The organism is Stenotrophomonas lacuserhaii (assembly GCF_039674585.1).
Classification (GTDB): Bacteria; Pseudomonadota; Gammaproteobacteria; order Xanthomonadales; family Xanthomonadaceae; genus Stenotrophomonas; species Stenotrophomonas pennii_A.
On sequence record NZ_JBDJNU010000007.1, the window covers coordinates 100,035 to 112,137 of the forward strand.

10 protein-coding genes are annotated in these 12,103 nt (G+C 67.0%); 4 read left to right on the forward strand and 6 right to left on the reverse strand.

The annotated features are described in order from the left end of the window. Positions 1-38: 38 nt before the first annotated feature. Entirely contained in the window at positions 39-1,730 is a 1,692-nt protein-coding gene (asnB, locus tag ABE522_RS04795; RefSeq protein ID WP_346590731.1) for an asparagine synthase B, read from the reverse strand. A 362-nt stretch (positions 1,731-2,092) separates the two neighbouring features. Between asnB and ABE522_RS04800 the strand changes: the two genes are divergently transcribed. Continuing rightward, entirely contained in the window at positions 2,093-2,986 is an 894-nt protein-coding gene (locus tag ABE522_RS04800; protein WP_346590732.1) for a tetratricopeptide repeat protein, read from the forward strand. 81 nt (positions 2,987-3,067) lie between these two features. After that, on the forward strand, positions 3,068-3,751 hold the full coding sequence (locus ABE522_RS04805) for a pentapeptide repeat-containing protein (protein ID WP_346590733.1): 684 nt from the start codon (positions 3,068-3,070) through the stop codon (positions 3,749-3,751). Between the two features lie 13 nt (positions 3,752-3,764). Here ABE522_RS04805 and dapE read toward each other — a convergent pair whose 3' ends face one another. From dapE to map, 5 genes are read right to left on the reverse strand one after another with little or no spacing between them, the layout of a single operon-like run. Continuing rightward, positions 3,765-4,892, reverse strand: coding sequence for a succinyl-diaminopimelate desuccinylase (dapE, locus tag ABE522_RS04810; RefSeq protein WP_346590734.1), 1,128 nt, complete (start codon positions 4,890-4,892; stop codon positions 3,765-3,767). Beyond that, a complete protein-coding gene (locus ABE522_RS04815; RefSeq protein ID WP_346590735.1) occupies positions 4,889-5,251 on the reverse strand; it encodes a Spx/MgsR family RNA polymerase-binding regulatory protein in 363 nt (120 codons plus the stop codon). The genes dapE and ABE522_RS04815 overlap by 4 nt, the downstream gene beginning before the upstream one ends. Before the next feature lie 5 nt (positions 5,252-5,256). Continuing rightward, positions 5,257-6,345, reverse strand: coding sequence for a 2,3,4,5-tetrahydropyridine-2,6-dicarboxylate N-succinyltransferase (gene dapD / locus ABE522_RS04820; RefSeq protein WP_406846306.1), 1,089 nt, complete (start codon positions 6,343-6,345; stop codon positions 5,257-5,259). Further along, positions 6,345-8,981 carry a [protein-PII] uridylyltransferase gene (locus tag ABE522_RS04825; RefSeq protein WP_346590755.1) on the reverse strand — a complete coding sequence of 879 codons (2,637 nt, stop codon included), beginning with the start codon at positions 8,979-8,981 and terminating at the stop codon, positions 6,345-6,347. Before ABE522_RS04825 ends, dapD begins: the two co-directional genes overlap by 1 nt. 2 nt (positions 8,982-8,983) lie before the next feature. Continuing rightward, positions 8,984-9,760: a type I methionyl aminopeptidase gene (gene map / locus ABE522_RS04830; RefSeq protein ID WP_220485006.1), complete on the reverse strand. Its 777-nt coding sequence runs from the start codon at positions 9,758-9,760 to the stop codon at positions 8,984-8,986. Positions 9,761-10,222: 462 nt separating this feature from the next. Between map and rpsB the strand changes: the two genes are divergently transcribed. Both rpsB and tsf read left to right on the forward strand, forming a co-directional pair. Continuing rightward, positions 10,223-11,032 (forward strand): 30S ribosomal protein S2, encoded by an 810-nt coding sequence (gene rpsB / locus ABE522_RS04835; RefSeq protein ID WP_042613841.1) that lies wholly within the window; start codon positions 10,223-10,225, stop codon positions 11,030-11,032. A 124-nt stretch (positions 11,033-11,156) separates the two neighbouring features. Next, the gene (tsf, locus tag ABE522_RS04840) at positions 11,157-12,035 is read left to right on the forward strand and encodes a translation elongation factor Ts (RefSeq protein ID WP_346590736.1); all 879 of its coding nucleotides are present in this window, start codon (positions 11,157-11,159) and stop codon (positions 12,033-12,035) included. The last annotated feature ends 68 nt before the right edge of the window (positions 12,036-12,103 follow it).

Here is a 12,103-nt window from a genome sequence, read left to right on the forward strand (position 1 = left end):
GACCGTCCGGCGGTAGCGCCGCAGGCAGCGGCCGCATGTCAGGCCAACGCCGCTTCGTGCACGCCGGCGATCGCCCGGCCGGACGGGTCCGCGGCGGCGGCGAAACTGGCATCCCACGCGATCGCCGCCGGTGACGAACAGGCGATCGACTTGCCACCGGGCACGGTTTCCGCCGCCGCATGGCTGGGGAAGTACTGCTCGAACACGTGGCGGTAGTAGTACGCCTCTTTGGTCTGCGGCGGGTTGTGCGGGAAGCGCTTGTCGGCGGCAGCCAGCACACGGTCGCTGACCTGCGCTTCGGCATGCGCCTTCAGCCCGTCGATCCAGCCGTAGCCCACGCCGTCGCTGAACTGTTCCTTCTGGCGCCACAGGATGCTGTCCGGCAGATAGCCTTCGAACGCCGCACGCAGCACGCCCTTCTCCACCCGGCGGCCACCGGAGGCTTCGCTGCCGACCATCTTGTGCGCGGCATCGAAACGCATCGCCACGTCCAGGAACTCACGGTCCAGGAACGGCACGCGCGGCTCCACGCCCCACGCCATCATCGACTTGTTGGCGCGCAGGCAATCGTAGTTGTGCAGGGCGTCCAGCTTGCGCACCAGTTCGTTGTGGAACTCACGCGCATCCGGCGCCTTGTGAAAGTACAGGTAGCCCCCGAAGATCTCGTCGCTGCCCTCGCCGGACAGCACCATCTTCACCCCCATCGCCTTGATCCGCCGCGCCAGCAGGAACATCGGCGTGGAGGCGCGGATGGTGGTGACGTCGTAGGTTTCGATATGGCGGATCACCTCCGGCAGTACGTCCAGGCCTTCTTCGAAGGTGTATTCGAATCCGTGGTGCACGGTGCCCAGCGCCTCGGCGGCAATGGCGGCGGCGGCAAGATCGGGCGAGCCCTTGAGCCCGATGGCGAAGGAATGCAGGCGCGGCCACCACGCTTCACTCTCTCCACCGTCTTCGATGCGCCGCCGCGCATAGCGTGCGGCCACCGCGGCCACCAGCGAGGAGTCCAGCCCACCGGAGAGCAGCACGCCGTAAGGCACGTCGCTCATCAGCTGGCGCTCCACCGCGCGCTCGAACGCTTCACGCAGTTCGGCCAGGTCCACCGGCTTGCCCTGCACAGCGTCGTAGTCGCGCCAGGACTGCTGGTAGTAACGCACCAGTTCGCCGGTTGCGCTGTCGTAGTAGTGACCCGGCGGGAACTGCGCGGCGTCGGCGCAGCTATCCACCAGCGCCTTCAATTCGGATGCCACGCGCAGGCGCCCCTGCGCGTCGTGGCCCCAGTACAGCGGCACCACCCCGATCGGGTCACGCGCCACCAACACCCGCGCGGCCGCCTTGTCCCACAACGCGAAAGCGAAGATGCCGTTGAGCCGTTCCAGCCACTGCGACGGTTCACCCTGGCGGTACAGCGCGTTGATCACCTCGCAATCCGACCCGGTCTGGAACGCGTACGGCTGGCTCAATACGGCCTTCAGCTGCTGGTGGTTGTAGATCTCGCCGTTGACCGCCAGCGCCAGGCTGCCATCGTCGGACAGCAACGGCTGCGAGCCACCGGCGGGATCGACGATGGCCAACCGCTCGTGCACCAGCAGCGCGCCGTCGTCCAGGTAGACACCGCTCCAGTCCGGGCCGCGGTGGCGCTGGCGCTGTGAGGATTCCAATGCGTGCCGGCGCAGCGCGGGGAGGTCATCGCCGGCCTGCAGGCCGAATATTCCGAAGATCGAACACATGGGGGAAGCTCCTGTTTGGTGTCTATACGCGGTAGGGGTGTTCGACCGGCCAGCCTGGCCCGGAAGGTTTCCCGGGCACAAAAAAAACCCGCATCGGTCGATGCGGGTTTTCTGGTGTCCGGGTGTGTAGTGTCTTATCTACCCAGGGCGCAGTCCCGCATCGGCCGCGCACGATTATTCGCGCGCAGGTTATTGCGGTTGGTATTGCGGACGGCGGTGGCGGGGATCCAGGACATGGATCGACCGTAACCGGGTTCCGGCGGCGGCGCAACTGTTGCGATGGCAACCGTTCCTGCGCCGGCGTTCAGCCGCCACGCGGTCGACGTCCCGGATAATCTCCCGCCCCCTTCAGGACTTCACGGATGATTCCCTTCCCCCGCCGCGCACTGTTGCATGCGCTGGCACTGCTTGCCCTGGCCGGTTGCGCCAGCACGCCCACCCGCCCGCCCAGCGACACCGAGCGCGATGCCCTCGCCGCGGCCGCCGATGGCCGTTTCGACTCGGCGCTGCGCGTGGCCCGGATGTACCAGGCCTGGAATGATCCGCGCGCGCTGGACTGGTACGCACGCGCGGCCGCGACGACCCCGCGCACGCACCACAGCACCAGCGCCGAGGAAACGCTCGGGACGCTGTATGCGCGCGGCCGCCTGGACAGCGGCGAGGGCCCACAGAAGCCCGCCGACGTGGTCATGAAGGCGTCACCGCGCAAGGCGTTCCGCTGGTTCCAGAGTGCGGCCTACCACGGCTCGCCCTATGCGATGCACGACCTGGAGCGCTGGTACGAAGGTCGCGGCGACATGACCGGCGCGCTGCGCTGGCGGCTGCGTTCGGCGGTGTACCTGCGCGAGCTGTACAAGCTGAAGCCGCTGCGCGAGGCAACCAGCGGCTCGGCACCGCACGGCCAGCCGATCGATCCCGGCCCGGCGCCGAACCCGGTCATCGCCGGCATCCAGCGCCGCGCGGCGCGCGGCGATGCCGAGGCACAGGTCGACCTCGGCGCGCTGCATGAGGCCGGCATCGGCGTGGTGCAGGACAAGGCCGAAGCATTGCGCTGGTATGAACGTGCCGGCAGGCAGGGCAACGTGTATGGCCAGTACCTGGCCGGGCTGGCCGTGGGCCGCGGCGGCGACGGACTGGCCAAGGACGTGGATGCGGCGGCGGCATGGTTCGCCCTGGCCGAAGCACAGGGCTTCTACATGGCGGCCGAATCGTATTGGCGCGAGGCGATCGCACCGCCCTTCTGGACGTTCGAGTAACGGCTCCACGCTGGCTTTGTACACACTCCAATGCGATGCTCAAGTCTATTGTGAGCGGTGTACATCGCCCAGAATGGCGGGATGACGACCGCCATTTTCCGCGCTGAAACCCTCACCCGCGAACGCATGCAGGCGATCATCGCCGCGCACCCCCGCGCGGCGATATTCGAAGGCTGCAGCTTCGATCATGGCGACTTTTCGCGGCTGGACATGGACGGCTTCCAGTTCAACCAGTGTTCGCTGGCGGGTGCGAACTGGTTGGCGGCTTCGCTGGAGGAAAGCCAGTGGAACAAGTGCCGCGGCGCGGCCTGCGACTTCAGTTCGGCCCTGCTCAGCGACGCGCGCTTTTCGCACTGCGATCTCAACAACAGCCACTGGCGGCGCGCTACGTTGTCTTCGGTGCAGTTCCTGGATTGCAAGCTGACCGGCGCGCACCTGCAGGAGGCAAGCGGATGGGCACTGGAGTTCCGCGACTGCCTGATGGTCAGTGCCGACCTGCGCGGCCTGTCGTTCCGCAAGGCCCAGTTGCAGGGCATGGATTTCTCCGATGCGGATCTTTCCGGCTGCGACTTCCGCGAGGCGGTGTTCAATGGCGGCAGCCTGCGCCACGCGCAGACGCGGCTGACCCGCTTCGAAGGCGCGGACCTGCGCGGGACCGACATCACCGGGCTCAACGTGATGGAGGCCAAGCTGTTCCGGAAAGCGGTGATTTCGCAGCGCCAGGCCGCCGCCGCGCTGGCCGCGTTCGGCCTGGTGGTGGCCTAGCCGCGATCCGCTTTCACCCCAGCAGGCGTTCGACCAAGCGCTGGTACAGCGCCGGCAGCCGCTCCAGGTCGTCCACGCGCACGTTCTCGTCCACCTGGTGGATGCTCGCATTGACCGGCCCCACTTCGATGCACTGCGCGCCCAACGGGGCAATGAAACGCGCGTCCGACGTTCCGCCACCGGTGCTTTCTTCCGGCGGCGCGCCGGCGAATTCGCCGAGCACCTCGCGTGCCACGCGTCGCAGCGTGCCTTCCGGGGTATGGAACGGCTCGCCACTGCGATGCCACTTCACGGTGTACTCCAGCCCGTGCCGGTCCAGCAGCGCAGCGATCTCCGTTTCCAGCCCGTCCGCGTTCCAATGCGGGTTGTAACGCAGGTTGAAATCGACCTGCAACTGGCCGGGAATCACGTTGTTGGCACCGGTGCCGGCCTGCACGTTGGACACCTGCAGGCTGGTCGGCGGGAAGCTTTCAAAGCCCTCGTCCCAGCGCCGGGCAACCAGTTCGGCCAGCGCAGGCGCGGCCTGGTGGATCGGGTTGCGCGCCTTGTCCGGATACGCGACATGGCCCTGCACGCCCTGCACCAGAAGGCGCGCCGACAGGCTGCCGCGACGACCGACCCGCAGCAGGTCCCCCAGGCGTGCGGTCGACGACGGCTCACCGGTGATGCACCAGTCGATACGCTCGCCGCGCTCGGCGAACAGCCGCGCGACATGGCGCACGCCATCGATCGCATCGCCTTCTTCGTCGCTGGTCAGCAGTACCGCCAGCGTGCCCGGGTGATCAGGGTGCGCGGCAACGAACTGTTCGGCTGCGACCACGAAGGCGGCCACGCTGCCCTTCATGTCGGCCGCGCCGCGCCCGTACAGCACGCCATCGCGCACGGTCGGCACGAACGGATCGCTGGTCCAGTCCGCCACCGGCCCGGTGGGCACCACATCGGTGTGGCCGAGCAGTACCAGCACTGGCCCACCGCTGCCGTGGGTGGCCCACAGATTGTCGACCTCGCCCAGCCGCAGGTGCTCGCACTGGAAGCCGACGGCCTGCAGCCGCGTGGCCAGCAACTGCTGGCAGCCCGCATCATCGGGGGTGACCGACGGCCGTGCGATCAGGTCGCAGGCCAGGTCGAGCACCGCACTCACGCGCCCACTCCGAAGCGCTGCTTGAAGCCGTTGTCCGAGAAGCCCTGGCTGACCTTGCCATCGGCGGTCACCAGCACCGGCCGCTTGATCAACTGCGGGTATTCGCGCAGCAGCAGCTTCCACTCGGCGTCCGAATCGGCCGCCTTGCGGTTGTCCGGCAGTTGCCGCCACGTGGTGGAGGATTTATTGACCAGCGCGGGGAAGCCACCGGCCTGGCTGGCCCAGTTGATCAGCGTCTCGGGCGAAGGCGTGTTCTCTCGATAATCAACGAAGGTGTACGGCACCTCGAAACGGTCCAGCCACCTGGTGGCCTTCCTGCAGGTGTCGCAGTTCTTCAACCCGTGCACGGTGGTGGTCATCGTAGTCAGTCAGCCAGGCCGCGCAGCAGGTCGTTGACGCTGGTCTTGCTGCGGGTACGCGCGTCCACCTGCTTGACGATCACCGCGCAGTACAGCGAATGGGTGCCGTCGGCCGAAGGCAGCGAGCCGGACACCACCACGCTGTAGGGCGGGATGTAGCCGTAGCTGATTTCGCCGGTGGCGCGGTTGTAGATGCGGGTGCTCTGGCTGAGGAACACGCCCATGCCGATCACGCTGTGATGGCCGACGACAACGCCCTCCACCACTTCCGAACGCGCACCGATGAAGCAATGGTCTTCGATGATGGTCGGGCTGGCCTGCAGCGGTTCCAGCACGCCACCGATGCCGGCACCGCCGGACAGGTGGCAGTGCTGGCCGATCTGCGCGCAGGAACCAACGGTGGCCCAGGTGTCGACCATGGTGCCTTCGCCGACGTACGCACCGATGTTGGTGAAGCTCGGCATCAACACCACGTCCTTGCCGAAGTACGTGCCGCGGCGCGCGATCGCACCCGGCACCACGCGTACGCCAGCGCGGCGGAACTTCGCTTCGTCATGGCCGGCGAAGCGCGATTCGACCTTGTCCCAGAACGGTGCCGGGCGCGCATCGACCACCGCCATGTCGTTGACGCGGAAGTACAGCAGCACCGCCTTCTTCAACCACTCGTTGACCTTCCAGCCGCCGTGCCCGTCCGGCTCGGCGACGCGGAACTCGCCGCTTTCCAGGCCATCGATGACCCGGCCGACCAGCGGCTTGGTGGAGCCCTCCAGCTCATGCAGGGTCAAGGTGGCACGGCGCTCGAAGGCGCTCTCGATGCCGAACTTCAATTCTTCCACGCCCACTGCAGGCGGCTTGCGCAGCGACTTGCGGGCGATGTTTTCCGCGCGGGCGTTCTCCGCCGGCACCTTCTTCGCGACGGCCTTGCTGGCGGCCGATTTCTTCGCGATGGTCGACTTGGCCGCTGCCTTTTTCACGGCCGGCTTGACCGCCACGGCCTTGCCAGCGGTGCGCTTCCTGGTTGCCACGGTCTTGGCAGCGGCGGTTTGACCAGCCGTCGGCTGTTGTGAAGCTTTCTTGGTCGGCTTGGTGGCCATCAGTGGGTATCTCCGGCGTTTCGGTCTGGGTCCAGGCAGCACAGCATGGCGTCCTGCAGCTGTTGCCTGGCGGTTTCATCCAGGGGGAGGTCGTGTTCGTCAGTGATCACGAAAGTATCTTCGGCGCGTTCGCCGAACGTGGCGATGCGTGCATCGTGCACGCGCAGTCGCTGGTTGCGCAGCACGTGAGCCACGTCGGCCAGCAGGCCGGGGCGGTCGGGGGCGACCAGGCTGAAGCGGGTGCCGGTGGCATCGCCCGCTTCATCGCGGAATTCGATGCGCGGGGCGAAGCGGAAGTGCCGCAGCTGGCGCGGGATCGCGCGTCGCGAAGGACGCAGCCGCGACAGGTCGCCGGACAGGGCCTCGCGCAGGGCGGCCTCAAGCCGCAGCGGGTCGCCATCGGCGAAGCTGTCGGCCGGGTTCACTTCGAAGGTATCGAAAATCGTATCCGAAGGACCGTCCAGCACGCGCGCCCGGTGGATGCCGTAGCCCTTGCGGTCCAGCGTCATCACGATCGCGGCGAACAGGCCGTCGCGGTCGGGCGAATGCACGAACACTTCCAGCGCCGGGTCATCCGGGCTGATCGGGCGCACCTTCACCAGGGTATGCCCCTGGCGGATCGGCACCAGCGCACCCGCCTGCCACGCCAGCTGCTCCGGGCGCAGGCGGATGAACCCTTCATCCGGCATCACCGCGAACTGGCGGCTGATCGTGGCATCGTCATAGCCCTGCTCGCGCACCAGCTGGCGCACGTATTCGCGCGCCTCGATCACCCGCTCGGCGGCCGGCAGCGGCGGCTCCAGGCCCTCGCGTAGTGCACGACGGGTAGCGAAATACAGGTCGGCCAGCAGACGGTCTTTCCACGCATTCCACAACTTCGGACTGGTGCCGGCGATGTCGGCGCAGGTCAGCAGGTACAGGTAATCCAGCCGCTCGCGGCTGGCAACCAGGGTCGCGAAGCGGTGGATCACCGCCGGATCGGAGATGTCCTGCTTCTGCGCAGTCACCGACATGCGCAGGTGCTGTTCCACCAGCCAGGCCACCAGGTCGGTATCGGCGGTACTCATCTCCAGGGTCTGGCAGAAGGCACGCGCGTCGACCGCGCCGAGCTCGGAATGATCGCCACCGCGGCCCTTGGCGATGTCATGGAACAGCCCGGCAAGCAGCAGCAGTTCGGGCTTGCGCAGGCGCGGCCATACCTCATGGGCGATGGAGAAGCGTTCGGCGGCCCTGCTGCTGGAAAACTCACCCATGTTCCGCAGCACCATCAGGGTGTGCTGGTCCACGGTGTACACATGGAACAGGTCGAACTGCATGCGACCGCTGACCTGGGCGAAGGCCGGGACCCACTGGCCGAGCACGCCCAGCCGCGCCATGCGCGACAGCGTGTCGACCGGCCGCGGCTGGCGCAGCAGCGACAGGAACTGCTGGCGCGTGTGGGGAGAGGCCTGTTCGTACCCGGGCAGCTGCGGCAGTGCTTCGGCCAGCGCGCGCGCGGTGAGCGAATGCAGCCCGCGGACCTGCGGATTGTTGGCCCAGCTGGAAAACAGGGCGAAGACCTCGCCGATCTCCCCGCGTGGCCAGTCCGCGTCATTGGCTGCCAGATACCCCCGGCGCAGCGAGAAGCCGACCGTCAACGGTTCGGGCACCGCCTCGCCATCGAACTGTTCTTCAAACCGCTGCAGCAACCGGTCGCTGATCCGCCGCACCACCGAAGCAGCGCGGTAGAAGCCCTGCATCATTTTCTCGACACCCAGGCTTTCCAGGTCGTCCTCGAACCCCAGGCGCGCGGCCAGGGTTTTCTGGTAGTCGAAGCGCAGCCGTTCTTCGGGGCGTCCGGCGACCAGGTGCAGCCCGTAGCGCAGCCCGGCCAGCACCGCGCGTTCGCGCTGCAGGGCCACCGCTTCATCGGCGCCGAGGTGGCCCAGGCCGACCAGCGCCTCCAGTTCACGCACGCCGAAGGCACGCAACGCCATCCAGCCCAGCGTATTGAGATCGCGCAGCCCGCCGGGTCCGTCCTTCAGGTCCGGCTCGAGGTTGTCGGCGGTATCACCGAAGCGGGCATGGCGGGTGCGCAGCTCATCGAGCTTGGCCAGGAAAAAGGCCCGTGGCGGCCACAGCGATTGCGCATCGGTGGCCTGCCGCAGGCCGCGCCGCTCGCCCTCGGTGGCGACCAGCGGGCGTGCCTCGATCAGCGCGGTCATCACGGTCTGGTCAGCGGCCGCCTCCCGGCACTGCTGCAGTGATCGCACCGCATGGCTGACCGGCAGGCCACAATCCCACAGCAGCGCGAAGAAGCGCGACAGCCCGGCTTCGACGGCGTGCTGCGCCTGTGTCTCGCCCAGTACCAGCACGTCGATATCCGAGTGCGGGAACAGTTCGCCGCGCCCGTAGCCGCCCACGGCAAACAGCGAAAGGCCTTGCCCGGCCGGCAGGCAACGCTGCCAGGCCAGGCGGATCAGGTGGTCGGCCGCCCGTGCACGCAACGCCAGCAGGCGCTCGATCCGGTCGCCCTGGTCGAAGCGGCGGTGCAGGCGCGCGTCGGTCTGCTGCAGCGCCTGGCGCGCCGCAGCAGCCCATTCGACATCGGGCACCGACGACGCCGGCGTGTCCAGCAACGACCCCGCCGGCAGCATCGTCAAGCGACCTGCGATTCGCCCGGCGCCAGCGTCAACACATCCACGCCGGTCTCGGTGACCGCGATCATGTGCTCCCACTGCGCCGACAACTTGCGGTCCTTGGTGACTACGGTCCAGCCGTCAGGCAGTACCTTGTTGTAACGGGTGCCTTCGTTGATCATCGGCTCGATGGTGAAGGTCATGCCCGGCTGCAGTACGAGGCCCTGCCCCGGGCGGCCGTAATGCACCACCTGCGGCTCATCGTGGTAGACCTTGCCGATGCCATGGCCGCAGTACTCGCGCACCACGCTGAAGCGCTCGCTTTCGGCGTAGCTCTGGATGGCATGGCCGATATCGCCCAGGGTGGCGCCGGGCTTGACCGCGCGGATGCCGCGCCACATCGCTTCATAGGTCGCATCGACCAGGCGCTTGGCCATGACCGACGGCGTGCCCACGTAGTACATGCGGCTGGTGTCGCCGTGCCAGCCGTCCTTGATCACGGTGACATCAATGTTGACGATGTCACCGTCCTTGAGCACCTTGGCCTCGCTGGGGATGCCATGGCAGATCACGTTGTTGACCGAGGTGCACACGCTCTTGGGGAAGCCGCGGTAGCCGACGTTGGCCGGGATCGTCTTCTGCACGTTGACGATGTGGTCATGGCAGATGCGGTCCAGCTCTTCGGTGGTGACACCGGGCTTGACGAAGGGCGTGACGATGTCCAGCACTTCGCTGGCCAGTCGCCCGGCCTCGCGCATCAACTCGATTTCCTGGGGGGTTTTCAGATTTACGCTCATGCCTGCCATTATCGCCGATCCGGGCCCGATGCTGAACGGGTTCGTGACACAGCGACAGCCGGGGCTGACCGAGGGCACGGGACCATAAAGGAAGCTGAATACGCGCCGGCACCCGCTCTCGCCGGGCTCCGAGCCGTGGCGGACGGCCGCTCCAGGCCTGTCGCGACGCCGCCGCCGGCGCTCACCTGGGGCTGATTGCAGCGCAGCCCCCTGCTGGCCTATAATTGGTGGATTGCCTGCCGCATCCCTGCGCGGGACATCGTCCACACCGGACGTCACCGGTGAATCCACACCCATCGTCCCGATCCGTGCCGGGGTGCCCCGCAAGGGGTTCGGCCACGGAGACGATGGGGAAGCCCAACCCCGGAACCATCAATGCGCGCCCGCGCAGTCCCGCACACTTTCCGCGGGCGTCCCGCAAGGGACAACGGAGCACGCCGGTTCCCTGCCAGGAGTTTTGCAATGCCCCAGATCACCATGCGCCAGATGCTCGAAGCCGGCGTCCACTTCGGTCACCAGACCCGTTACTGGAACCCGAAGATGGCTCCGTACATCTTCGGTGCCCGCGGCAAGATCCACATCATCAACCTGGAAAAGACCGTCCCGCTGTTCAACGATGCGATGAACTTCATCTCCTCGGTGGCCCAGAAGCGCGGCACCATCCTGTTCCTGGGCACCAAGCGCAGCGCGCGTGAGTCGATCCGCGAAGAAGCCGAGCGTTGCGGCATGCCGTTCATGAACCAGCGTTGGCTGGGCGGCACCCTGACCAACTTCCGTACCGTCAAGCAGTCGGTTGCCCGCCTGAAGGAACTGGAAGCCGGCGAGAACGACGGCAGCTTCGAGAAGCTGGTCAAGCACGAAGTGCTGGGCCTGCGTCGCGAGCGCGACAAGCTGGAAGCTTCGCTGGGCGGCATCAAGGACATGAACCGCCTGCCGGACGCGATCTTCGTGATCGATATCGGCCATGAAGACATCGCCATCAAGGAAGCCAAGAAGCTCGGCATCCCGGTGATCGCCGTGGTCGACACCAACTACAACCCGGAACTGGTGGACTACGCCATCCCGGGCAACGACGACGCCATCCGTGCCGTGCAGCTGTACGCCCGCGCCGCCGCTGACTCCGTGCTGGAAGGCAAGGCCGCTGCGCCGCACGCCGCCACCGTGCGCGAAGAAGAGTTCGCCGAAGCCGCTGAAGGCGAAGAGGCCAAGCCGGCCCGTCGCGCTCCGGCCAAGAAGGCGGCGCCGAAGAAGTCCGACGACGCACAGGCCTGATCCAGGCCCCGGGTGGATGCGCTGCGTCCACCCGCCCTGCCGGCCGCTTCGGCGGCTGACAGCACCCTGTCATACGGGCCGGCCAGCATGCCGGCCCAACCCCTTTCTTTTGTGAGGAAATCCCATGGAAATCACTGCTTCCCTGGTCAAGGAACTGCGCGAGCGCACCGGCGCCGGCATGATGGAATGCAAGAAGGCGCTCGTTGAGAACAACGGCGACATCGAGGCATCCATCGAAGCGCTGCGCAAGTCCGGCCTGGCCAAGGCTGACAAGAAGTCCGACCGCGTTGCCGCCGAAGGCGTCATCGTGGCCGCCCAGGAAGCCGGCAAGGCCGTGCTGGTCGAGATCAACTCCGAAACCGACTTCGTCGCCAAGGATGAGAACTTCACCAACTTCGCCAAGTCGGTCGTCGACATTGCGCTGTCCTCCGGCGCTGCCGACATCGATTCGCTGAAGGCCGCCAAGCTGGCTTCGGGCGACACCGTCGACGAGACCCGCGCCGCGGTCATCGCCAAGGTCGGCGAGAAGGTCGACGTGCGTCGCATCGTGCGCCTGGAAAGCAGCAACAACGTGGCTGCCTACGTCCACGGCGGCCGCATCGGCGTGCTGGTGGAGCTGGCCGGTGGCGATGCCGAGCTGGCCCGTGGCCTGGCCATGCACGTGGCCGCGATGAACCCCCCGCACAACAAGGCGTCCGACGTTCCGGCCGACTTCGTTGCCAAGGAGAAGGAAATCGAGCTGGCCAAGATGACCGACAAGGACAAGGCCAAGCCGGCCGACATCCTGGAGAAGATCATCAGCGGCAAGATCGCCAAGATCGTCAACGAAGTCACCCTGTACGGCCAGCCGTATGTTCTGAACACCGACCAGACCGTCGAGCAGGTGCTGAAGGCTGCCGGCGCCGACGTGGTGGGCTTCAAGCGCCTGGCCGTGGGCGAAGGCATCGAGAAGGTGGTGGAAGACTACGCCGCCGAAGTGATGAAGCAGGCCGGCCTGGCTTGATTGCCGGGTTGACCTGATTCACGAAGAAGCCGCGCCCTGCGCGGCTTTTTTGTGCGTGCGGCGCAGGG